The following is a 24104-nucleotide window of genomic DNA, read 5'->3' as shown; positions in this document are numbered from 1 at the left end:
CCTGGTGGGAGCTGCGACGCTGCAGCGACCAGGTGGATTGTGGGCGCCAGCCCCTTTTGAGGAGGACCGGCCGGCGCCACGTCACAAGTGTGACCCCGAAAATCATTCAGCACAATTGAAGAACTCTGACGTGGCCGTTTAGCATCACTACATGGCCACGGACCCACGAAGACTTGGTTTCCTGCTTGCCGTGCACCGGTCCGGAGGCGTCCTGGCGGCGGCCGACCTGCTGCACGTGACGCCCTCTGCCGTGTCTCAGCAAATAGCGCGTCTGGAGGCCGAGGAGAAGATCCAGGTCCTCGACCGGGGACCCCGTGGCGTGACCCTCACACCTGCGGGCCGCATCCTCGCCGAGGCCGCCGAACGCATCGAGTCCGAGATGGTCGAGGCCCGCAAGGCCATCGTCGCGATGAGCGAGGAGATGACCGGGACGGTGTCCGTCGGGTCGTTCCAGACCGCGATCCGCGCGGTCGTCGCCCCCACCTTCGCGTCGCTCGAGGCGCGCTACCCCGGCGTCGAGCTCGACGTCCAGGAGCTCGAGCCCGCCGAGGCCCTGCGGCTGCTGCGCAGCGGCGACCTGGACATCGTCCTCCTGGAGCGCGACGAGGACGCCGACTCCCCCGCGCCGCGCGGGATGCGCGAGGTCCCGCTGCTCGACGAGCCGTGGCGCGTCGTGGTGCCCGCGGCGTTCCCCACGCCCGCGCGACTCGACGACGTGCGCGACGCGGTCTGGCTGGGACCCGAGACCACCACGGCCGCGGCCCGCGCCCTGCGCCGACTCTCGCGCACGCTCGGCACGACGCTGCGCACGCGCCACTCGTACTACGACTTCGACGTCGCGCTCGCGCTCGTCGCCGCCGGGCAGGGCGTCGCGATGCTTCCTGCGCTCGCCGTCCAGGGCGAGATGCCCGACGGCGTCACGGTCGTCCCGCTCCCAGGTCTCGGTTCGCGTCGTCTCGTCGCACGCCACCGGGCCACCCGGCACGAGCCCCGGCCCGTCGTGAACGCGGTCATCGACGAGATGGTCGCGGCGGCCTCGGCGATCGAGCTGGGCTGAACCAGGGGCGCTCAGCGCCTGCCGACCGACAGGCTCCCGTCGTCGAGCACCGACAGCTCGTCCAGGACCCGGGTGAGGGTGCCCGCCGACCGGTCCCAGCGCATCGCCCGGGGGTCCGCGGGGAGGTCGACGCCCCGGGCCGGCACGTCCGGTGTGGCGAGGTGCCGAGGGACGTAGGCGGACTTGCGGGGCTGCTGGTCCTGCGAGGTCATGTCCATGCTGGGTGAAGCCCCCTCGGGCGCTCGTGGTGGTCCTCGACGCGGGCGCGCGACGGGATGAGCACCTCATCCTGCCCGCCGCACGGGCGGGGCGAAGGAGGCGCGCCCGCGCACGTGGGCGGGACCATGGGGAGAGTCGTGGAGATCGTGTGGGCGCTACTCACGGACGAACACCTGGTACCGCTCCGGGTCCTTCTGGGCTGCGACGGTCGCTGCGACCCGCGCCTCGGCCTCCTCCCTGGTCGCCAGCACGTCGCAGTCGAACGTGTCGTAGAACGTGATCGAGGTGTGCGCCCAGCCGAGGACGGGGGCGGTCCCTGCCGGGCAGCTCCCGACGAGCGGGTACACGAACACGATCTGCTTGCCCGTCTGGAGGCCGATCTTGCGGGCGATGCCCTGGGCGGTGTCGACGATCAGGCTGCGGTTCGTGACGATCTGGTCGGGTACGCCCGGGTCCTGGACGCTCTTGTCGACCTGGCCCTGCACGTAGGACCTGACACGCTCCGGCAAGGGTTCGTCACTCGTGACGACGACCCGCGACCCGTCGGGCAGGGCGAACGCCCTCTTGCCGTCGGGGAGCCTGTCGACGTCCTCCGCGGCGATCTTCTCGCCCGTGGCGACGGCGAGCTCCTCGTGCGCCGGGGCCGTGGCCGCGGCGTCCTGCACGGACGACCCGTCGGCTCCCGGACCCGCCGGGTTCCCGCGAGCGTCCCCGACGCAACCCTCGAGCAGCGCGAGCAGTGCGAGCATCACGAGGGTGGCGGCTATCAGCAAGAACCCCGCACGGCGATTCTCGGGGGTCGTCACAGACCGCACCTCCGTCGATCTCGGGCATGCTCGCCAGGAGCACACGTCGGTTTTCCACCTCCTATGCGGCGGGCGCGGCGTCGGCCTGCTTCCCGTGGCGCAGGGGCTGTCGCCGCGGCGCAGACCGCGCGGGGCGCCCTCGCGAGCGCGCCGGGGAACCCGCGCACGGCTCGGTCCGTCCGGCGCGCGCCGTCCGGCGCGTGCTCCTACCGTGTGGAAGGTGCGCGAACCCCAGCGGGCCGAGGCTGCCACCGCCTCGCAGACACCGCCCGCCCGACGTCTCGGGGCCGTCCGCGCCCTGGCCCTCGCCGTGGTCGTCGGCCTCGGTATCGGCCTCGGCGGCCCGGTCCCCGCGACCGCGGCGACCACGGCGGGCTGGGCCGCCTGGGAGCCGCTCACCGGGACGGGCGGCAGCTTCACGACGACGATGCGGCTGCCCGCGGGAGGATTCCCGGCCGCGACGGTGACGTCGGACTCGCGGGCCGGTCAGGTGGGCGTCCAGTCCGGGACCAGCTCATGGCTGAGCGCTGCGACGCCGGTCGGGGCGAGGTACGGGTCGAGCCAGGGGCAGCCCTACCTGAACCTGCGCCCGCGGGCCGACACCCCGACCACCCCGTCGACCACGACGTACACGTTCGAGCGCCCCACCCCGGCGGGCGGGTGGACATTCGTCCTGGGCGACATCGACGCCGACCAGGTGACGGTCGTCGCCCGGGGTGAGGGAGGCCGGCTCCTGACGGGGGCCGAGCTGGGCTACCAGGGCGGGTTCAACTACTGCGCGGTCGCCCCGAGCCCGGCCTGCACGGGCGTGGACGTCCCGACGTGGAACCCCGCGACGGGCGTCCTGCAAGGGAACACGGCGGCGACCGACACGTCAGGGGCCACGGGCTGGTTCGAGCCCACGGCGCCCGTGACGAGCCTGACGCTCCTGTTCCAGCAGCGCTCCGGCTTCCCCGTCTTCCAGACGTGGTTCGCGTCGCTCGCACGCGACGTCACCGGGACGGTCGTGCTGCAGGGCGTGGGGCCCGTCGTCGGTGCGACGCTCGCGCTCCTGTCCGCGGACGGGGTCCGGCTCGCGACCACGACCTCGGGAGCCGACGGCACGTACTCGTTCACGGGGTACACCGCGGCGGACGGGTACACGGTCGAGGTCACCCCTCCGCCGGCCCCGGCGGGTCAGGCGGGGTACGTCGTCGTCGGCCCCGGCTCCCTGCCCGCGGACCTCGCGGCGACCGACGCGACCGGGGTCGACTTCACGGTCCGCCCGATCCTCCCGGTCCCGGTGGGCGGCACCGTCCTCACGGAGGACGGGACGCCCGTCCCCGGCGCCACCATCACGATCGCGGGCCCGGGCGGGCCCGTCACGGCGGTGACCGACTCGAACGGGGCGTACCTCGTCGACCAGGTCGCCCTGGGGCAGCACACCGTGACCGTGACACCGCCGCCGGGGTACACGGTGGAGGAGCCCGGTCAGTCGTTCGAGGTCTTTCCCGGGGAGGAGGCGCTGCGTACCGTGAGCTTCGTGGTCCAGCCCTTCCCGGCGGCCTCCGGGGCGGTGACGGCGGGCGGACTGGGCGTCGCGGGGGCGGTGGTGTCCTTCACGGGACCGGGAGGCGCGACGGGCAGCACCCTCACGGCCGCGGACGGCACGTACCTCTTCGATCTTCTCCCCGCCGGTCCGTACACGGTCACGGTCGCTCCCCCGCCCGGGTTCACGGTGGACGAACCGGCGTCGCGCACCGTCACGCTGGGTGCGCAGGACGTGACCGGGATCGACTTCACGCTCGCCCGGCCGGGCGCGGTCGGCGGCACGGTCACGGCCGACGACGGCGCGCCGGTCCCGGGGGCGGCCGTCCTGGTGAGCGGCCCCGGCGGCGACGTCCCGCTCACGTCCGGCCCGGACGGGACCTACTTCGTCGACGGGCTCGGCCCGGGCGACTACACGATCACGCTGACCGTGCCGGGCGGCTACGTGGCCACGGGGCCGGTCGAGAGCGTCGTGACCCTCACGAGCGGGGGCGAGTCGCGCCTCGACCAGGACTTCACGGTCGAGGCAGCCGTAGCCGTCGAGCCGGTCGTCCCCGTCGAGCCGCCGCCCGTCGGCCCGGGCACCCCGCCGGCCTCCTTCCCTGGTGCGGCGGCCGGTGCCGGACGCACGACCGGCCCGGCAGCCCCGGCACGTCTCGCGAGCTCGGGCGCAGACCCGACCGTCCCGCTCGCGGTTGCCGCTGCGCTGACCACCGCAGGACTCGCCCTGGTCGGCGGACGAGCGCTGCGCCGTCGGGCCTGAGGACGCTCCCCCGGCCAGCGCGCCACCGCGAACGCTCCTGCCTGCGGAGGGGACTTTCCGGACGTAGCCTGCTCGGATGGACGTAGCGGTGCTCGGAGCGACCGGTGACGTCGGGCGGCAGGTCGTCACGCAGCTCGTCGAGCGCCGCATCCTGCCGACGACCTCCCGGCTGCAGCTCGTCGGCCGGCCCGGCGGCGCCTCGGGGCGCGCGGTCCACGGGCTGCGCGCGGACCTGGTCGACGCCTACGACGAGCACGCCCCGCTCGTCGACGTGGCCCACTCCCCCGCCGACGTCGTCGCCGACGTGGTCGTCGTCGCGGCCGGGGCGACGACTCCCGCCCGCTCCGGAGCGTCGCTCGACCGGACCGGCCTCGCCGTCGCGAACCGCGAGGTCTTCGCCGAGTACGCCGACGCGATCGCGCTGCACGGGTCGGGGCACGAGGTCGTGATCGTGGTGTCCAACCCCGTCGAGGTCGGCGTCGCCGTGATGGCCCAGGCGCTGGGCGCGCGACGCGTCGTCGGGATGGGCGCCTGGCTCGACACCCTGCGCTTCCGGCGCGAGATCGCCGTCGAGCTGGGCGTCCGACGGCACCGCGTGGGCGGCTTCGTCGGTGGTCAGCACGGCGAGGACGCCGTGCCGCTCTGGTCGACGGTCCGCCTCAGCGGGCACGACCTCGCCGAGCGCGACCGGGCCGTGCGGCTCCTGCGCCGCGGACGCACGCTCGACCGGTTCCCGGACGAGATCGCCGCCGCCAAGGCCGAGCTCGTCGAGGTCGCGGCCACCGACGTCGGCGCCGCGTACCGCCTGATCGACACGTGGCCCGCCGACCTGCGCGTCGTCGCACGCCCCTGGATGACGCACCAGAGCGGCGCCAAGACGGCGACCGCCACGGCGTCCGCGACGGTCGACCTCGTCGAGGTGGTGCTCGACGGCCGCGAGATCGTCGTCGCCGGTCAGGTCGCCCTGGACGGCGAGGTGGCGCTCGCGGGCGAGCCGCAGCGAGGCGTCCTGGGCGTCCCGCTCGTGCTGGGGCCCGAGGGATGGACGCGCGTCCTTCTGGACGCCCTGCCCGACGACGAGACGCACCGCCTGCGCGGGGCGGCGGCGGCCGTGGGGTCGGCCCTGCGGACGGCGGGAGTGGTGGGCGAGCCGGGCGCATCGCCCGCCGCCCGGGGAGCCGGCAGGCCCACCACGCCCGAAGGCGTGCCCCCCGGCCCCGACGCGGCCGAACCCGCCTGGGTGGCCCAGGTCGAGGGCCTGCACCGAGCGGGCACCCTGACCGGCCTCACGGGCGTCTTCTCGACGCGCGGCGTGAGCTTCGAGCACCTCGCGACCGAGGAGGTCGAGGGCGACGGCGACGCGGGCACGATTCACGTGGGTTTCCGGGCCAGCGAACGTCGCGCGAGGGCGCTCGAGCGGGCGGTGCGACGTCTGGCGACGGTGCGCTCCGTCGTCGTGCACGGCGCTGACGGCGAGACGACCGCACCGCCGCACGAACCTGCGCGCTAGGCTGGGCGCACAACCACATACTGCTGCTCGAACCACTGCGGGAGAGCCCGGCCACCTCAGGGTGAGGTCGGCGCCGAAGGAGCAACTCCTCCCCGAGAATCTCTCAGGCCGACGTACCGCGGTGGCGAGGCAACTCTGGAAAGCGGTGGCTCCGCGCCCGCCCTCGGGCGCAGGAGTCCCCTACCGACGGTGCAAGCCGGCGCGCCCCGGGTCCGTGAGGACCATGGCGGACCGGCAAAACTCTCAGGTCGACGCTGCGCGTCCGATGACAGAGCGGGGAGGAACGGGCGGGCCCCTGGGCCTGCCGTCGTCTTCCTCGCCGACCCCCGGAGACCTCCGTGACACAGCAGTCCAGCGACGCGTTCGACAGCGCGCACTTCCCGTTCCGCCACCTCGGGCCCCGCCCGGTCTCCGAGGACTCGGCCGGCGCGCCCTCGGGTGAGGTCGCGACCATGCTCGCCGAGCTCGGCTACGACTCGCTCGACGCGTTGATCGACGCCGCGGTCCCGGACTCGATCCGGACCGACCGCCCGCTCGACCTGCCCGCGGCCAGCACCGAGTCCGAGGTCCTCGCGGACCTGCGGGCCATCGCGGCCAAGAACGTCGTCAAGACGCAGATGATCGGTCTCGGCTACTACGGGACCATCACTCCCCCGGTCGTCCGGCGCAACGTGCTCGAGTCTCCCGCCTGGTACACGGCGTACACGCCGTACCAGCCCGAGATCTCCCAGGGGCGCCTCGAGGCGCTGCTCAACTTCCAGACCGTGGTCCTCGACCTGACCGGGCTCGAGGTCGCCAACGCGTCGCTGCTCGACGAGGCCACCGCGGTCGCCGAGGCGGTCGCGCTCATGTGGCGCGCGGCCAAGGGTGGGGCGGGCGTCGTCGCCCTGGACTCCGAGCTGTTCCCGCAGACGATCGCCGTGGCCCGGGCCCGGGCCGAGTCGGTGGGCCTGCCGGTGGTCGTGGTCGACCTGTCCGAGGGCGTGACGGCGGGCCTCGTCGCCGCCGGGGTGGCGGACCAGAAGCTCATCGGCGTGGTGCTGCAGCAGAGCGGCACCTCGGGCGTGGTCCGGGACCTGCGCCCCCTCGTCGCCGAGACCAAGGAGCAGGGCGCTCTGGTGACGATCGCCGCCGACCTGCTGGCCCTCACCCTGCTCGTCTCCCCCGGCGAGCTCGGTGCGGACGTCGCGGTGGGCTCCGCCCAGCGCTTCGGCGTGCCGCTGTTCTACGGCGGCCCGCACGCCGCGTTCATGGCGGTCCGCAAGGGCCTCGAGCGGTCGCTCCCGGGCCGGCTTGTCGGGGTGTCGGTCGACGCCGACGGCGACCAGGCCTACCGCCTGGCCCTGCAGACCCGCGAGCAGCACATCCGCCGCGAGAAGGCGACGAGCAACATCTGCACGGCCCAGGCGCTGCTCGCGATCGTCGCGTCGATGTACGCGGTCTACCACGGGCCCGCAGGGCTCAAGGAGATCGCGGAGCGCGTGCACTCGCGGGCCGTGGCGCTCGCGAACGGTCTGCGGGCCGCGGGCGTCGAGGTTCGCCACGAGGTCTTCTTCGACACCGTGGCGGCCGTGGTGCCGGGTCGCGCGGCAGCCCTGGTCGCTGCCGCGGCGGACGCCGGGATCAATGTGTACAACCCGGATTCTGATCATGTACAGATTGCGTGCGACGAGACGACGACCCCCGACGACGTGCTCGCGCTCGTCGAGGTCTTCGCGGCCGGCCAGGACCTCGGGTTCGTCGGCGGCGGCAGCGTGCTGACCCCGGAACTGCTGCGCACGACGGACTACCTGACCCACCCGGTGTTCCACCGCCACCGCTCGGAGACCGCGATGCTGCGCTACCTGCGCTCGCTCTCCGACAAGGACCTCGCGCTCGACCGCACCATGATCCCGCTCGGCTCGTGCACCATGAAGCTCAACGCGACCGCCGAGATGGAGGCCATCTCCTGGCCCGGGTTCGCGGACCTGCATCCCTTCGTGCCCGCCGACCAGGCCCTCGGATACGCCGAGCTGATCGACGGCCTCCAGGCCCAGCTCACCGAGATCACGGGCTACGCGGGCGTCTCGGTGCAGCCCAACGCGGGGTCGCAGGGCGAGTTCGCGGGCCTGCTCGCGATCCGCGACTACCACCGCTCGCGCGGCGAGGAGGGGCGCGACGTGTGCCTCATCCCCGCCTCGGCGCACGGCACCAACGCGGCGTCGGCGGCGCTGGCGGGCATGCGCGTCGTGGTCGTGGCGACGTCCGAGAAGGGCGAGGTCCAGCTCGACGACCTGCGCGCCAAGCTCGAGCAGCACGGCCCCCAGGTCGCGGCGATCATGATCACCTACCCCTCGACCCACGGCGTCTACGAGGAGCACGTGCGCGAGGTCTGCGATCTTGTACATGCGGTTGGGGGCCAGGTGTACATCGATGGCGCGAACCTCAACGCGCTCGTCGGGCTCGCCCGGCCCGGCGAGTTCGGGGGCGACGTCTCGCACCTGAACCTGCACAAGACGTTCTGCATCCCGCACGGCGGTGGCGGCCCCGGGGTCGGACCCGTCGCCGTCGCCGAGCACCTGGTCCCGTTCCTCCCCGGGAACCCCCTCACGGGCGAGGGGGCGGCACCGGTCTCGGCCGCTCCCTTCGGCTCGGCCGGCATCCTCCCGATCTCCTACGCGTACGTCGCCCTCATGGGTCCCGACGGCCTGGAGGCCGCGACCAAGACCGCCGTGCTCGCCGCCAACTACCTGGCCAGCCGCCTGACCGAGCACTTCCCCGTGCTCTACACCGGCGAGGCGGGCCTGGTCGCGCACGAGTGCATCCTCGACCTGCGCCCGATCACCGCGCAGACCGGCGTCACGGCCGAGGACGTGGCCAAGCGCCTCATGGACTACGGGTTCCACGCGCCCACGCTGTCCTTCCCGGTCGCGGGCACGCTCATGGTCGAGCCGACCGAGAGCGAGGACCTCGCCGAGCTCGAGCGCTTCGTGGCGGCGATGGTCGCGATCAAGGCCGAGATCGACGAGGTCGCGGCCGGTACGTGGGGCATCGAGGAGTCGCCGCTGCGCGGGGCGCCTCACACTGCCGCCGCGGTCGTCTCGGACGCCTGGGACAAGCCCTACTCGCGCGAGGTCGCGGCCTACCCGCTCGCTACGCTGCGGTCGGGCAAGTACTGGCCGCCCGTGCGCCGCATCGACGGGGCGCGTGGCGACCGCAACCTCGTGTGCTCCTGCCCCCCGATCGAGTCGTACTCCTGAGGTGTCAGAACCAGCGTGACCACGAGGCCACGCTGGTTCTGACACCTCGGACCCACCCCAGGACCGTCAGGGCGTGGGTGACGTAGAGGTCACCCTCGTCCTGGCACCGCAGAGAGGATCACCATGACGGAGTCCGTGCAGGACACCACCCCGGTCGCTGACCGCCTCAGCCCGCTCCACGCCGAGCACGTCGCCCTGGGGGCCTCGCTCACGAGCTTCGGCGGGTGGCAGATGCCGCTGCGCTACACGAGCGACCTGGCCGAGCACCGCGGGGTGCGCGAGGCCGCTGGCCTGTTCGACCTCTCGCACATGGGCGAGATCGAGGTCAGCGGACCCCAGGCGGCCGCAGCCCTGGACCACGCCCTCGTGGGCAACCTCACGGCGGTCGCCGTGGGCCGTGCGCGCTACACGATGATCTGCGCCGAGGACGGCTCGGTGCTCGACGACCTGGTCGTCTACCGTCTGGGCGAGGAGCGGTTCCTCGTCGTGGCCAACGCCGGGAACGCGCCGCTCGTGACCGACGAGCTGGTCCGTCGCTCGAAGGGCTTCGACGCGACCGTCACCGACCAGGCCGCGGACACCGCGCTCGTCGCGGTCCAGGGGCCGCGTGCCGAGGAGATCGTCGGCTCGCTCGTGGCGCCCGGCGATGTACAAGTCATCAAGGACCTGAAGTACTACGCCTCGGTCGAGCTCCGGGTCGCGGGGATCGACGCCCTCGTGGCCCGCACCGGGTACACGGGGGAGGACGGGTTCGAGCTCTTCGTGCCCGCCGGAGCGGCCCGCGAGCTGTGGCAGAAGGTGCTTGTCGCAGGGGAGCCTCACGGCCTGGTCCCCGCCGGGCTCTCGGCGCGCGACTCGTTGCGCCTCGAAGCCGGCATGCCGCTCTACGGCCACGAGCTCGACACGACCACGACGCCGTTCGAGGCGGGCCTGGGCCGCGTCGTGAAGCTCGACAAGGTCGACGCCGAGGGCAACCCTCTCGACTTCGTGGGCCGCGCGGCCCTGGCGTCCCGCAAGGGCGCTCAGCCTGCGCGCGTGCTCGTGGGCCTCCGTGGCCTGGGAAAGAGGCCGGCTCGCGCGGGATACCCGGTCGTGATCCCGGGCAAGGACCCCGACGTGCAGATCGGCTTCGTGACCTCGGGCGCCCCCTCGCCGACCCTCGGGTATCCGGTCGCCATGGCCTACGTGACGCCCGAGTTCAGCGCCGAGGGCACCGAGCTCGCGGTCGACGTCCGGGGCCGTGAGGAGCCGGTGGTGATCGTGCCCATGCCGTTCTACCGTCGTCCCCAGGCGTCCTGACCCGGGCCCCACGGCTCGATCCCCGTCCCCCGTACCCCCCGATCTCCACCAGCAGACCAGGAGCACCTCATGGCAGACTTCCCCGCCGACCTGCAGTACACCGCCGAGCACGAGTGGCTCGACGCCTCGACCCCCGCCGTCGTCGGCATCACGAGCACGGCCGCCGAGGCCCTCGGTGACATCGTCTACCTCGAGCTGCCCGAGGTCGGCGCGACCGTCACGGCAGGCTCGGTGATCGGTGAGGTCGAGTCGACCAAGTCGGTCTCCGAGCTGTACTCGCCGGTCACCGGGACCGTGGCAGAGGTCAACCAGGCCGCGATCGACGACCCGTCCCTCGTCAACGCCGAGCCGTTCGCCGGCGGCTGGCTGATCAAGGTCGACGTGACCGAGACCGGACCGGTGCTCACGGCCGACGAGTACAGCGCGCTCGTGGGCGGCTGACCGCCCGCCCCCCGGAATCGCCCGAGGGCCGCTCCGCGACACTGTCGCAGGGGCGGCCCTCGGGCGTTTCCGGTTGTCACTCAGCATGCTGGGGAGCAAGACTGTGAGGCGGATCACATTTCTTGTCGCAACGAACGACGGGTGATCCGCGACACATCGGAGATATCGGCCGTTGTTGCCAGAGTCCGGATTTTCGGCATCTGACCTGCGTGGATACTGTGCATCACGCCGCTGGGGACCCCGTCGTGAAAGACCTCTGAGATTGAGGGTGAAGAACCGCGTCATGAATCGCGGGTTCGCCCATCTCTCCCAGTAGCAGCACCTCACCGGATCGACCCATGACGCGATGGGAAGACCGGTCAGCACATGGAGGAAGCATGAGCATCATCGAACTGGCCCGGACAGAGTCGCCGGCCGTCCAGCTCGCAGCACCACTCACCCGCCGTGAGCAGGTCGTGCTGTCGAACCTTTCCGAGGACATCACCCTGGAGCAGATCGCCACCAAGCTGTTCGTCACCCGCAACACCGTGAAGTCGCAGGTGCGCAGCCTCTACCGCAAGCTCGGTGTCTCGACGCGCGCCGAGGCCGTCCAGTGGGCCAAGGACGCAGGTATCCGCTGACACCGGCTCTCGGGGGAGACCCCGCCCGTTCCGCGGGCGGGAAGCACGGGGCGCGGAGCACGTCCGTGGTCGTCGACAGGGGGCCTGGCGCACGCGGGCACGCGTGCCGAGGCCACGGTCGAGCCAGGTCCCGTCATGGTCGGCATGAAACACTGCGCACATGATCTCCCGCCGTCTCGTGGTGGCCGCCGCCGTCGTCGACGACCTCACGAACCCTCGCCTGCTGCTCGCCGCCCGCCGTTCTCGGCCGGTCGAGCTCGCGGGGCGCTGGGAGTTCCCGGGGGGCAAGGTCGATCCGGGGGAGACACCCGTCGACGGGCTGCACCGTGAGCTCCGCGAGGAGCTGGGCGTGCAGGTCGAGCTCGGTGACGAGCTCGCCGGGCCTGACGAAGGCGGCTGGAACATCACGGACCGGCACGTCATGCGTCTGTGGCTCGCCCGCATCGTGGCGGGGGAGCCCGAGCCGCTCGTCGAGCATGACGAGCTGTCCTGGTTGCCGACCGGCGAGTGGGGGAGCGTCGACTGGCTGGACGGCGACGTCCGGATCGTCGACGCGCTCAGCGACTGGGTGGCGCAGGAAGCCGTCTGACCCAGGTCTCGACCTGACGCCTGCTGCGCAGGCGCACGAGAACCGGCGGCGGGTCCTGGCGTGCGACCGTTGCCGGGAGGTCGCGCAACGAGTGCCGCGTGGACCACGCCCACCGGACGACGTGGCCCGGGTCCCGGAGGACCGTCCGCAGCGGTGGCTCGACGTTGCCGTTCCACAGCACCTCGTGCCGCCACGCGCGCCGCAGCGTGCGTGCCACGACCTGGCGCATCGTCGTCGCCACCGGCAGGTCGAGCCACACGACGAGGTCGGCCTCGTCCAGGAGAAGCTGTCGCGCCGCGCGGTACTGCCACTCGACGACGAAACCCTCCTGCCCGACGACGTCGCGCACGTCGTCGAGGAACGTCGCCCGGGGAGTCCATCCCGGGCCGTGGAAGAGCGCGTCGATCTCGGTGTGCGGCAGGTCGAGCCGTGCGGCGACCCGCCGCGCGAGGGTCGTCTTCCCCGACCCCGAGACCCCGGCCACGACGACGCGGCGAGGGCTGTGCCCGAGGTGTGCGACGACGTCGTCCACGGGGCCGAGGAGGGTGAGCACCCGGGGACACTACCCGACGGGCCGGTGACGACCGCCGCTCTGCGGCCGGGCTTCGCCGCGCGGTCACGTCCCGGCGCTGGTATCACGGAGGGACGCAGATCGCGGCGCGCGGGGTAGTCGGACCGGGCATCGCACCTACCTCCGACCGCCCGACCGGGCCTCGTGCACGCACGGCGTCCCCACGCAGAGAGAGGTGCCCCGCATGAGCGACCTCACCGGACTGGGCCCCCCGGCACGACCCGTGAGCGTCACCGTCGCGGTCGCGCTCACGTGGATCGCGGCCGTGACCGACGTCGTGGGCAGCGTCGCGCTGTTCCTGCTCGCGGGCGACGCCGCAGTGACCGGGGCGATCGCCGCGACCCGCGCCGAGATCCAGTTCTTCGCGCTCCTGAGCCTCGTCGTCGGGGTGCTCGTCGTGCTCGTCGCGCTCGGCCTCCAGACCAGGGGGAGGTGGGCGCTCATGGCGATCACGGTCGTCATGCTGCTCCGGGTCGGCGTCGGCGTCTACTCGCTGCTGCGCTTCGGTCCGCACCACCTGACGGGGGCCGTGCTGACGATCGTCGTCGCCCTCCTGGTGCTCGCGCTGCTCTGGAACGGGGCGTCCCGGCGGTACTTCCGGGCGTGACCGACGCGCCCGCACGGGACGACCGACGCCCCCGCTCCCCGTCGAGGGGAGCGGGGGCGTCGTCGAGACCGCGGTCGGGCTTGTTCGTGTGCGGGTCAGCCGTCGGCGGGCTCGCGCGCGGGGCCGCCCTGCGCGGGGGCCTCGTCGGCCGAGACCTGCTGCTCCCCGAGGTGCTTCGGGGTCCACCCCTTGCTGACCGAGCCGATCATCGTCGGCGGCGTGTGCTTGCGGGTCCACGCCTTGAAGACCAGGTACATGACGATCACCAGGACGTAGCGGACCATGGCCAGGAGCGACTGGACCGTGGGCTCGCCGCATCCCAGGGTCGCGCTGGTGTCGTTGAGCGAGTGGACGACCATGACGAGCACGATCCCGCCGATCGCGGCAGGCGTCCCCTTGCGGCCGTAGAGGTGCCACGCGCGCCACGCGATCGCGACCGCGATGCCCGTGAAGAGCCAGTGGAACGGCGAGACGCCGAAGATACGGGCGACCTGGGCGGCGATCACCGATCCGGTGGTGACCGCAGGGGTCTCGCCACCGCAGAAGGCGGGACCTGAGGCCGCGGCCGTCTGGTAGGCGTACAGCGTGGTCTCCGCGATCGCGAAGCCGAACCCGGACGCGAGCCCGATCGCGACACCTGCACGCGGGTTGCGGTAGGTACCGAGCAGGAACAGCGCGATGGGGACGAGCAGCTTGGCGGTCTCCTCGGTGAACCCGACGAGGGCCGTCGCGAGCGAGATGCCGCCGATCGAACCGGTGAGGTCGTTGAGGTTCAGGGCGACGAGGAACGTGGCGCCGGCCGAGGCGACCGCGACGGCCGCGACCTGGCGGAGGCCGATCACGTCGCGCAGCGAGAGCTGGCGGTCGACGAAGCCGTAGAACGCCCAGCACACGAGGGCCATGGCCAAGAAGCTCGTGACGGCCATGACGTGCACGTTCTCGGTCGCCTGGTAGGCGGCGATCCCGATCCCGAGGACGACCAGCGCGGCGGCGAGGCTCCAGACCCACCGGCCCCAGAACCGGCCTCGGAAGTGGTGGCCGCGGTTCGCCCGCTCGGCGCCGCCCGTGACTCGTGCCGTCCAGGCCTGGCCGTCCCAGAGGCGGCTGCGCGGGGACTTCGAGGCGGGGTCGGGGAACCAGCCTGCGGCAGGGGCGTCGGGGCGCTTCGGCGCGAGTCGCCACGCGGCGTAGAAGCCGACGATCAGCAGGACCGCGCCGAGGATGTTGAGCATCATGACTTCAGCCAATCACCAGGTTCCGTCGTCGAGACTCCGAGCGGCACGACACGCCGACACTCGTCGTCACGGACCGTGATCGGGTCGCTTCGTCGCGATGTCGCGATGTTGCCGAGCGGGCACGTCGGGTGGTGCTGCGCGAGCCCGGGACGACCCGAACCGCGCACTCGACGAGGCCGTCCCCCCGCGCGCGCGTGTTCGGCATCTGTGCCCTACTAGTGAGCGGCAGGTTTCGACTTTTGATTGACAGGCGATAGAAGTCCCCCTAGATTCCTACCAGGTGGTCGAGGAAGACTGCCGTTCTCGCAGGTAGATCCACCCTGATCCATGACATACCGAGCATCTTGCCTCCGCGGCAGATCGCTCGTCCCGACGGGGGAGACCCCGGTGTGCTCAGCCGGTGCGACCCACGGGTCCCACCACCACTCGACGGCGAGGGGAGGACAGCAGCAGCGGCGCGGGCACGCAGCCCCGGACGCCGCCCCCGTACAGACATAAAGACCGAGCCACCCGTGTTCCCGCTGTTCCAGCAGCGAGCGGTGGCTCGGCCCGGCGATGAACCCCGATGAGGAGCTGCATCACTGTGAAGTCTATTCCTGAACGAAGGACCGTGAGATCAAGGGTGGTCGCCGCCTCGCTCGCCGGCGTCCTGGCCCTGACCGGCCTCGCGGCCGCGACGGCCCCGGCCATCGCGCACGACGGCGTCGACCACGGCAGCGAGCCCGGCGCGGAGGCCGCGCTCGACTGGTCCAACTACGAGAAGATCCTGCTGACCAAGGACGTCGGCGAGCCGATCGACCTCGCGATCCTGCCCGACGGCAAGATCCTGCACACCGCACGCAACGGGGACGTCCGGCTCACGGACCCCCAGACCGGCGTCACGTCGGTCACCAACAAGATCCCCGTCTACGCGAACTCCGAGGACGGCCTGCAGGGCATCGCCGTCGACCCGAACTTCGCCGAGAACAACTGGGTCTACCTCGTCTACGCCCCGCTCAGCGGCACCCCCGCGGGCTCGGCCCCCAACACGCTGCCCGCCGGCGCCGACGCGAGCTACTGGGACCAGTGGAAGGGCGTCAACCGCCTCTCCCGCTTCCAGTGGACCGGCACCGGGCTCGACCTGGCCTCTGAGCAGAAGATCCTCGACGTCGAGGTCCAGCGCGGTCAGTGCTGCCACGTCGGCGCCGACATCGACTGGGACGGCGACGGCAACCTCTACCTGTCGACCGGTGACAACACCCCCGCCAGCGCGCCCGGAGCCAACGGCTTCGCCCCCAACAACGACGCTCCCGGGATGAACCCCGGTCTGGACTCGCGTCGCGGCGCCGGCAACACCAACGACCTGCGCGGCAAGATCCTGCGCATCACGGTCCAGCCGGACGGCACCTACACGATCCCCGAGGGCAACCTCTTCCCGGTCGGCACCGAGAAGACCCGGCCCGAGATCTTCGTGATGGGTGTCCGCAACCCGTTCCGCATCGACGTCGACCCCGAGACGAACAGCCTCTCGTGGGGCGACTACGGACCGGACGCGGCCAACGCCGACCCGAACCGTGGCCCCATGGGCTACGTCGAGTGGAACACCGTGAGCCTCGACGACCCGCACAACGCGGGCTGGCCCTACGTGCACGGGCCCAACGCGGCCTACAACGAGTGGAACTTCGCGACGAGCACGCCCGGGGCCTTCTTCGACCCGGCCGCGCTCAAGAACAACTCGCGCTGGAACACGGGCCTCGTCGACCTGCCGCCGGCCCGTGAGGCGACGCTCTACTACGGCGACCGCCCCGGCGACCAGCCGTGGGACGAGCTCGTGAACTTCGGGGCAGGCAGCGGCCAGGCGCCCATGGGAGCCCCCGTCTACCACTACGACGCCGAGAACCCCTCGACGTCCAAGCTCCCGGAGTACTGGGACAACAAGGCGTTCTTCGGTGAGTTCTCGCAGGACTACCTGGCGGCCTTCACGGTCGACTGGGACTCCTACGAGGTCACGCACATCGAGGACTTCACGCCCAACGCGCAGCTCGCGAAGAACGCGCAGCCGCTGAACGACAACATGATCGACATGGAGTTCGGCCCCGACGGCTCGCTCTACGTGCTCGACTACGGCGACGGATTCTTCCGCGCCAACCCGGACGCCGGCCTGTACAAGGTGTCCTACGCCGAGGGGAACAAGGCGCCGCAGGCGCGGTTCACCGCGAACCCGACCTCGTCCTCCGAGGCGCCGCTCACGGTGGCCTTCGACGCGGGCACCTCGAGCGACCCCGACGGCGACGCCCTCACCTACCAGTGGGACTTCGACGGCAACGGATCGTTCGACGCCACGGGCGTCACGGCGAGCCACACCTACACGACGCTCGGCCAGTACAACGCCCGCCTGCGCGTGACCGACGCCAAGGGCAAGTTCACGCTGACCTCCAAGGTCATCTCGGTCGGCAACCAGGCACCGACGGTCACGGTCGACTACCCCGGCGACGGCTCGTTCTTCAGCTGGGGCCAGGCCGTGCCGTTCAAGGTCTCGACGAACGACGCCGAGGACGGGACCGCGACCGCGTGCAACCGCGTGGCGTGGACCTACGGCCTGGGCCACGACGAGCACGCCCACCCCGAGGTCTCGGGCACGGGCTGCACGGGGGCGTGGAAGACGTCCCCCGACTCGCCGCAGCACGGTGAGGGCGCGCACATCTACGGCGCCGTCGTCGTGTCCTACACCGACAACGGGCACAACGGCCTGCCCGCCGCTCCCGGCGAGGCGACCGTCCAGCTCAACCCGTTCGTCCAGCAGGCCGAGCACGCCAAGAGCAAGGGCGTCGTGGCCTACGAGGACGAGACGGCGGGTGCCGGTCAGGCGATCCGCGGGCTCGGCACCGGTGACCACCTGTCCTACAGCCCGGTGAACTTCGCCGGGATCACGGGCGTCAAGGTCGTCGCCAACGGTGGCGGTCAGCTCCAGCTCCGCTGGGGTGCGGCCGACGCGGCACCGTTCGCGACCGCGCAGATCCCCTCCGGCGCAGGCTGGAAGGAGGTCACGGTGCCGTTCACGAACGCCCCGCAGGGTTCGGGCACGCTCTTCGTGACCTCGGCCAACGAGCTGGCCGTCGACTCGTTCGACTTCCAGGGCGTGGGCGTCGGCGACGTCAAGGCGCCGACCATCACGCACTCGCTCGACCCGGCGGCGCCCACGGGCGTGGGCGGCGTCTACAACAAGGCCGTGCGCATGAACCTCGACGTCAAGGACGACGGCGCGCTCGCGAGCGTGCAGTACTCGACCAACAACGGTCAGACCTGGACGAACGTGGCTGCGGCCGGCGGCGCGTACGGCGTGAGCTTCACGACCAACGGTGCGCGCACCCTCCAGTACCGCGCGACCGACACGGGCGGCAACGTCTCGACGGTCGGCTCGGTCTCCTTCACGATCGACCTCGCCGCACCGAACGAGCCCACGGTCTCGTCGGTCACCAAGGTCGCCGTGTCCTCGGCCCGCGTCTCCTACGGGGCTCCGGGCGAGGCCACGGTCACCGTCACGGGCGAGGGCGGTACGCCCACGGGCGACGTCGTCCTCACCTCGGGCGACACCGAGGTCGGTCGCGGGACCCTCGTCGAGGGCGTCGCGACGATCGCGCTCGACCCGTCGCTCGCCGTCGGGACGCACACCCTCAAGGCGAGCTACCAGGCCGACCAGGTCTTCAAGAAGTCCTCGTCGACCGTGCGCCTCACGGTGGCCGCGGCCTCGTCGACCGTCTCGGGCTCGGTCTCGCCCAACCCGGTCAAGCCCTCGATCGCCGCCAAGGCGAACATCTCGGTCGAGAGCTCGACGGGCGTCGTCGCCACGGGCGACGTCACGGTGACGGTCAAGCGCAACAACGCCACGGTCGCTACCCGCACCGGGACGCTCGACGCCGAGGGCAACGTCGTCGTGACGCTCCCGAAGCTCCCCGAGGTGGGCACCTACAAGGTCGAGATCGCCTACCAGGGCTCGACCGGCGTCACCAAGAGCGCGACGTCGCTCAACCTCACCGTCCGCAACTAGGCACGTGGTGGCCCGGGGGCGCGCGCCCGGGGCCACCGAACCTCACCTCGAAGGAGAGACATGAGTTCACACGAGCACTACCACGAGTCCATCCCGGCTCGGCCGATGAGCCGGCGGAACCTGCTCAAGGCCCTCGCTGCGTCGACGGTCGCCGTGGGCGTCGGCGCGGCCCTGGGCCCGACGGCGGCGTCCGCGCTCGGCAGCGTGGCCGCGGCTCCCAGCAGCGGACGCAACCGCCTGGTCCCGGTCAACCGCATCGGCATCCAGCTGTACACCGTCCGTGACAAGGTCAGCCAGCTCGGCTTCCGGGCCGTGCTCGAGGAGCTCGCCGACATCGGCTACTCCGAGATCGAGTTCGCCGGGTACACGCAGGGGCAGGTCGGTGCGATCACCCCCGCGGAGATCCGCCAGATCCTCGACGACAACGGCCTGCGGGCCGTGGGGTCGCACGTCAACCTCAACCCGAACAACATCGACGCCGAGATCGAGAAGGCGCTGATCCTCGGCATGCCGCACCTCGGCCAGGGCGGCCCGATCAACGGCACCAACACGGTCGCGGCGTGGACGGCCGCGGCGCAGACGTGGAACGCCATGGGGGAGAAGGCCAAGGCGGCGGGCCTCAAGCTCTACGCGCACAACCACGACGGCGAGTTCCGCTTCACGTCCGACGACCCGAGCCGTCGCGTGTACGACCTGCTGTGGGACGAGTTCGACCCGTCGCTCGTCTTCTTCGAGATGGACGTCTACTGGGCGCACGTCGGCCAGTACAAGTACCCCGGGTTCGAGCCCATCGAGTACATCAAGCGCGACCCGCGGCGCTTCCCGATGCTGCACCTCAAGGACGGCAAGGCCAACCCGAGCAGCGCCAACGGCTACGACATCATCGAGTTCGGCGCCGGCAGCATCGACTACCAGTCCTTCCTCTCACAGCTCCGCACGCGCGGCCAGCACTTCGGCCTGTACGAGCAGGACAACGCGAGCTCGGTCGCCGAGCCGCCGAACCCCTTGAACTCGCTGGGCAACGCACGACGCAGCTACACCTCCATCTACGGCCTTCGCGGCTGACCCACCGAGATCACAGGAGAATCGACATGAAGTGGAAGGTTTCAGCAGCCGCTGCCACAGCGTTCGCGCTGCTCGCGGTCGCCGCACCGTCGGCGCACGCCGCGGTCACGAACTGCACGACCGAGCTCGACGACACGGTCGTCGCGGGCGACCTGGTGGTCCCCGCGGGGGCGACCTGTGTCCTCGGTGGCACGACGGTCCAGGGTTCGATCACGGTCGGTGACGACGCATGGCTCGACGCGACCGAGGCGGTCATCGAGGGCGACGTCGTCGCGACCGACGCGTACGGCGTCCTGATCGACGGCGCGAGCGTGGGCGGCGACATCAGCTCGTACACCGCGGGGTCCCGCACCGGGTTCCTCTACCTGTACGACCTGCGCGTGGGTGGCAGCGTCGCGACGGGCGGGGTCGACGTCGAGATCTCGGACACCAAGATCACAGGCAACCTCACGACGCAGGCCGCGACCTACGTCGACGTGCTGCGCACGAGCGTGGGCGGCGACGCGACGCTCGGCGACAGCGACTTCGGCGTCAGCCTCGGGGGCGCGGTCGTGGGGGGCAGCCTGTCCGTGACGGGCACCTCGCGCGACGCGCTGATCGGCGCGAACGCCGACGGGACCGCCGACCAGTGGGGCAACACGGTGGGTGGGGACCTCGTCCTGACCGGCAACACCGCGAACCTCCAGGTCGCGGGCACCACGGTCCACGGGGCCGTGCGCCTCGCGGACAACACCCCGGCGGCGAACTTCGGTCCGGGCAACACCGCGGGCTCGGTCGAGGGCGACCTCACCGGCACGGCCCCCGGCGCGCTCGCGGCGGGCGACCAGTCGGTCGCGGTCGTGATCCCCGAGCCCCGGCCGGGCGAGCTCACGTGGAGCCTCGAAGGCTCGACGGGTCTCGTCGACCTGGGTGTGGCCGAGGAGCAGGGCGACCACTTCGCGGCCTCGGGCGACCTGGTGCCGGTCCGCGTCACGGACACCCGCATCAACGCCCCGGCCTGGTCGGTCTCGGCGCAGGTCAGCGACTTCGTCGCGGGCGGCGAGACGGTGTCCGGCAAGTACCTCGGGTGGACGCCCGAGCTCCTGGAGAACGACGGCGGAGCGGTCGCGGGTGCGGCCGTCGCCTCGGGCTTCGTCGAGGGTGACGGCCTGTCCGTCGCCCGCACCCTGGGCAGCGCGGAGGCCGGGCACGCCCGCGGCTCCGCGGTCATCGGGGCGGAGCTGGACCTCAAGCTCCCGCTCTCGGTGAACGAGGGGACCTACAACGCGACGATGACGCTGACCGCGCTCAGCTAGTCACGCCGTGACCGTGGTGCCGGCCGGCCCGTTCCTCCACAGGCCGGCCGGCACCACCGCTCAACAGCCCGTCCCACCCGCCGGACAGCCGCCGGACGGGGCGAACGACCTGGCCGTCCCGGCCGGGCATCACGAAAGCAGGCACGACCATGGCCATGCAGCAGCTCTTCCTCCGGCCCGAGCGGGACACCGACGGGCGGTCCGCGCTGACCAACGTGCGCGCGCACCAGCGGGTGAACGGCCACAGCCACGCCCTGTGGATCCTCGCGGTCCTCGCGGTGACGCTCGTCGTGGGCCTGCTCGTCTCGCTGGTGGCCCCGGGCGCGTCCGCCCTCGCGCTGTCCTCGCGGTCCGCCGCGCTCCCGCACGTGGTGAGCGCCGCCGTCGGGCCGGAGGATCCTGCGGCGACCGACGGCGCCGCGCCCGCTGCGGCGCCCGTGACCTGGGGCGTGCGCCCCGCCGACACCGTGCACGGTACCGAGCGCCCCAACTACGCCTACGCCCTCGAGCCGGGCGCGAGCCTGGACGACGGGATCATCGTCTCCAACTACACGCAGGGGCCCCTGACGTTCCGCGTCTACGCGGCCGACGGGTTCATGACCGAGGCGGGCGAGCTCGACCTGCTGCCCGCGGGCGAGGAGTCCTCCGCTCTCGGTGCGTGGGTGTCCTTCGCGGGGGAGGAGGTCACGGTCGAGGGCGGCGACAGCGTGGTCGTCCCGTTCACCCTGACCGTCCCGACCGACGCGACGCCCGGCGACTACGCGGCGGGCGTCGTGTCCTCGCTGCTGGTCGAGAACGCCGAGGGCGTGAGCGTCGACCGCCGGCTGGGATCGCGCATGCACCTGCGCGTCGCGGGCGACCTGGTCCCCGCCGTCGTGCTCGACGACGTCTCGGTCACCTACGACGGCACGCTCAACCCCTTCGCGGCGGGCGACGCGACCGTGACGTTCACTGTCACGAACGACGGCAACACGCGCCTGGCCGCCGGTCAGGTCGTGCGGGTCGCGGGGCCGTGGGGCGCCGGCGCGCAGAGCACCCCGCGCGTCGAGCTCCCCGAGCTGCTCCCCGGGACGTCCGTGACGCGCACCGTGACGGTCGACGGCGTGTGGCCGCTCGGCCGGGTCTCGGCGGACGTGCGGGTGACCGCGGAGGTCGTCACGGCGATCGGCGCGGCCGACGGCGAGGCCCCGGTCGTAGCCCCCGCGTCGGCGTCGGCGTCGACGCTCGCGGTGCCGTGGGCCGCCCTCGCGCTGCTGGTCCTGCTCGTGGCGGGCGTCGTGCTGTGGCGTCGCGCTGCCCGACGGCGCCGTGTCCGTGACGAGCGCAAGGTCGCCGAGGCCGTGGCCCAGGCCCTCAAGGAGCGCGACGAGCAGCCCGTCGCCTGACGTGCGCCGGCCACCTGGCGCGCCCTGGCCGACTGGCGTGCCCCGGCCACCTTGACGTGCGTCGGCCGACTGACGTGCCCCGGCCACCTGGCCGGGGTCAGGAGAACAGCGGGTCGAGCCGGTTGTCGACGGTCGAGAGCGCCGACCCGATCGCCATGTGCATGTCGAGGTACTGGTAGGTGCCCAGGCGACCGCCGAAGAAGACCTCGGGCTCGCCCTCCGCGAGGCGGCGGTAGGCCGTGAGCCGCTCGCGGTCGACGGCGGTGCTGACCGGGTAGTAGGGCTCGTCGGTCCGCTCGGCGAAGCGGGAGAACTCCCGCATGATGACGGTCTTGTCGGTCGGGTAGTCGCGCTCCGGGTGGAAGTGCCGGAACTCGTGGATCCGGGTGTAGGGGACGTCGGCGTCCGGGTAGTTCATGACGGAGGTGCCCTGGAAGTCGCCCACGGGCAGGACCTCCTGCTCGAAGTCGAGCGTCCGCCACGAGAGCTCGCCCTCGGCGTGGTCGAAGTAGCGGTCCACAGGCCCGGTGTACACGACCGGGACGTGGCCGACGACCGCCTGCTTGTTCACGGGCTGCGAGGCGTCGAAGAAGTCGGTGTCGAGCTGCACGGTGATGTTCGGGTGGTCGGCCATGCGTTCGAGCCACGCCGTGTACCCGTCGACGGGAAGGCCCTCGTGGGTGTCGGCGAAGTAGCGGTTGTCGTACGTGTACCGGACCGGGAGGCGGGAGATGACCGACGCCGGGAGGTCCCGAGGGTCCGTCTGCCACTGCTTGGCCGTGTAGTCACGGACGAACGCCTCGTAGAGCGGGCGGCCGATGAGGCTCACGCCCTGCTCGTCCAGGTTCTGCGGGGTCCTCCCGCCGAGCTCGGCCGCCTGCTCGCGGATCAGGGCGCGCGCCGCGTCGGGCCCCAGGGCGCTGCGGAAGAACTGGTTGATGGTCCCCAGGTTGATCGGCAGGGGGTACACCTCGCCGCGGTGCGTGCTGTAGACGCGGTGCACGTACGACGTGAACCGCGTGAACCGGTTGACGTACTCCCACACCCGCTCGTTCGAGGTGTGGAAGAGGTGTGCCCCGTACTGGTGCACCTCGATGCCGGTCTCCGGCTCGGTCGCGCTGTACGCGTTCCCCCCGATGTGCGACCGGCGGTCGATCACGAGGACCTTGAGCCCGCGCTCCGTCGCGAGGCGCTCCGCCACGGTCAGGCCGAAGAAGCCTGCTCCCACCACCACGAGATCCGTCATCATGCTCCCAGCTGAACCGGCCGTCACGTCGCTCGGCGCACCTGCGTCGAGGGGCGCCCGTGCGGCCCGGGAACCTCACCGGGAGTCTCGGGATCGAGGTCACGGGCGCCGACGAGCTCGAAGGACTGCAGCATATAGCGCCCTGCTGAGCGCACCGCCGGGAGGCTCCCACGACGGCGTCGGGGCCGGGGCGGGCGCCGGCCGCTGGCGCCTCGGACGACAGATCATGCGTCCTGATCGACAGGTTGTGCACAGCGGGGCGGTGGGCCGCCGGGGGGTGCTTGACTTCCGACGACGCCACTCCCGGACGGGGAGGCGGCGCCGCAGTACTCACGACCCCCATGACGAGGACGGCCGCCCGCACGTGCGGGGCGGCGTCCGGATCGGGCGCACGGGCGACACGTCGTCCGTGCGCCCCGTCACCGAGGAGCACGACGGAGCACCCGAACGGCAAGGAGGCCGATGACGATCGAGACGTTCCCGTCCCCCCACGCCCGGCGCCCCGCCGTGCTGCGCGGTACCCCTTCGTGAGAGTGAGTGTGTGATGTTCGGTCGGATTGGTCAGGCGTGGTCGGGGTTTGCTGAGCGGCGTCCGGGGGCGGC

General features: G+C 72.1%; 18 protein-coding genes and 1 riboswitch. Of the genes, 13 read left to right on the top strand and 5 right to left on the bottom strand.

Annotated elements, in window-relative coordinates; translation table 11 throughout:
• The first annotated feature begins 151 nt into the window (after nt 1–151).
• Nucleotides 152–1057 (top strand): LysR family transcriptional regulator, encoded by a 906-nt coding sequence (locus tag H9640_RS18495; RefSeq protein WP_191792243.1) that lies wholly within the window; start codon nt 152–154, stop codon nt 1055–1057.
• Between the two features lie 11 nt (nt 1058–1068).
• On the opposite strand, the gene H9640_RS18490 is transcribed toward H9640_RS18495, so the two are convergent.
• On the bottom strand, nt 1069–1269 hold the full coding sequence (locus H9640_RS18490; RefSeq protein ID WP_191792242.1) for a hypothetical protein: 201 nt from the start codon (nt 1267–1269) through the stop codon (nt 1069–1071).
• Between the two features lie 162 nt (nt 1270–1431).
• Nucleotides 1432–2082: a hypothetical protein gene (locus H9640_RS18485; RefSeq protein ID WP_191792241.1), complete on the bottom strand. Its 651-nt coding sequence runs from the start codon at nt 2080–2082 to the stop codon at nt 1432–1434.
• A 220-nt stretch (nt 2083–2302) separates the two neighbouring features.
• Here H9640_RS18485 and H9640_RS18480 point away from each other — a divergent pair, with 220 nt between their 5' ends.
• The 7 genes from H9640_RS18480 (at nt 2303) to H9640_RS18450 (ending at nt 12070) form a co-directional block, all read left to right on the top strand.
• Nucleotides 2303–4372 carry an MSCRAMM family protein gene (locus H9640_RS18480; RefSeq protein ID WP_318243844.1) on the top strand — a complete coding sequence of 690 codons (2070 nt, stop codon included), beginning with the start codon at nt 2303–2305 and terminating at the stop codon, nt 4370–4372.
• Nucleotides 4373–4448: 76 nt separating this feature from the next.
• Nucleotides 4449–5882, top strand: coding sequence for a lactate/malate family dehydrogenase (locus H9640_RS18475; protein ID WP_191792240.1), 1434 nt, complete (start codon nt 4449–4451; stop codon nt 5880–5882).
• Nucleotides 5883–5910: 28 nt separating this feature from the next.
• Nucleotides 5911–6011, top strand: a riboswitch (glycine riboswitch).
• Nucleotides 6012–6220: 209 nt separating this feature from the next.
• Nucleotides 6221–9121, top strand: a complete 2901-nt coding sequence (gcvP, locus tag H9640_RS18470; RefSeq protein ID WP_191792239.1) for an aminomethyl-transferring glycine dehydrogenase — start codon at nt 6221–6223, stop codon at nt 9119–9121.
• A gap of 123 nt (nt 9122–9244) precedes the next feature.
• A complete protein-coding gene (gcvT, locus tag H9640_RS18465; RefSeq protein ID WP_191792238.1) occupies nt 9245–10420 on the top strand; it encodes a glycine cleavage system aminomethyltransferase GcvT in 1176 nt (391 codons plus the stop codon).
• Nucleotides 10421–10489: 69 nt separating this feature from the next.
• Complete coding sequence (gene gcvH, locus H9640_RS18460; RefSeq protein ID WP_191792237.1) at nt 10490–10861, top strand: glycine cleavage system protein GcvH; 372 nt, start codon at nt 10490–10492, stop codon at nt 10859–10861.
• A 377-nt stretch (nt 10862–11238) separates the two neighbouring features.
• Entirely contained in the window at nt 11239–11481 is a 243-nt protein-coding gene (locus tag H9640_RS18455; protein WP_138826958.1) for a LuxR C-terminal-related transcriptional regulator, read from the top strand.
• A 160-nt stretch (nt 11482–11641) separates the two neighbouring features.
• Nucleotides 11642–12070 (top strand): (deoxy)nucleoside triphosphate pyrophosphohydrolase, encoded by a 429-nt coding sequence (locus H9640_RS18450; RefSeq protein WP_191792236.1) that lies wholly within the window; start codon nt 11642–11644, stop codon nt 12068–12070.
• Here H9640_RS18450 and H9640_RS18445 read toward each other — a convergent pair.
• A complete protein-coding gene (locus H9640_RS18445) occupies nt 12039–12623 on the bottom strand; it encodes a P-loop NTPase family protein (protein WP_307823905.1) in 585 nt (194 codons plus the stop codon). The genes H9640_RS18450 and H9640_RS18445 overlap by 32 nt on opposite strands.
• A gap of 202 nt (nt 12624–12825) precedes the next feature.
• Between H9640_RS18445 and H9640_RS18440 the strand changes: the two genes are divergently transcribed.
• Nucleotides 12826–13248, top strand: coding sequence for a hypothetical protein (locus tag H9640_RS18440; protein WP_191792235.1), 423 nt, complete (start codon nt 12826–12828; stop codon nt 13246–13248).
• Nucleotides 13249–13343: 95 nt separating this feature from the next.
• On the opposite strand, the gene H9640_RS18435 is transcribed toward H9640_RS18440, so the two are convergent.
• On the bottom strand, nt 13344–14483 hold the full coding sequence (locus H9640_RS18435) for a PrsW family glutamic-type intramembrane protease (protein ID WP_191792234.1): 1140 nt from the start codon (nt 14481–14483) through the stop codon (nt 13344–13346).
• A 610-nt stretch (nt 14484–15093) separates the two neighbouring features.
• Here H9640_RS18435 and H9640_RS18430 point away from each other — a divergent pair.
• From H9640_RS18430 to H9640_RS18415, 4 genes are all read left to right on the top strand, one after another.
• Nucleotides 15094–18510 (top strand): PQQ-dependent sugar dehydrogenase, encoded by a 3417-nt coding sequence (locus H9640_RS18430; RefSeq protein WP_307823906.1) that lies wholly within the window; start codon nt 15094–15096, stop codon nt 18508–18510.
• A 60-nt stretch (nt 18511–18570) separates the two neighbouring features.
• The gene (locus H9640_RS18425; protein ID WP_204806806.1) at nt 18571–19575 is read left to right on the top strand and encodes a TIM barrel protein; all 1005 of its coding nucleotides are present in this window, start codon (nt 18571–18573) and stop codon (nt 19573–19575) included.
• 26 nt (nt 19576–19601) lie between these two features.
• On the top strand, nt 19602–20870 hold the full coding sequence (locus H9640_RS18420; RefSeq protein ID WP_191792232.1) for a hypothetical protein: 1269 nt from the start codon (nt 19602–19604) through the stop codon (nt 20868–20870).
• A 149-nt stretch (nt 20871–21019) separates the two neighbouring features.
• Entirely contained in the window at nt 21020–22255 is a 1236-nt protein-coding gene (locus H9640_RS18415; protein WP_225227474.1) for a DUF916 domain-containing protein, read from the top strand.
• Between the two features lie 97 nt (nt 22256–22352).
• Here H9640_RS18415 and glf read toward each other — a convergent pair whose 3' ends face one another.
• Nucleotides 22353–23504, bottom strand: a complete 1152-nt coding sequence (glf, locus tag H9640_RS18410) for a UDP-galactopyranose mutase (protein ID WP_191792231.1) — start codon at nt 23502–23504, stop codon at nt 22353–22355.
• Nucleotides 23505–24104: the final 600 nt, after the last annotated feature.

This window comes from Oerskovia gallyi, assembly GCF_014836745.1.
Lineage (GTDB): Bacteria > Actinomycetota > Actinomycetes > Actinomycetales > Cellulomonadaceae > Oerskovia > Oerskovia paurometabola.
Note: the sequence above shows the minus strand (reverse complement) of the source record. Positions and strands in the feature narration are given on the sequence as shown.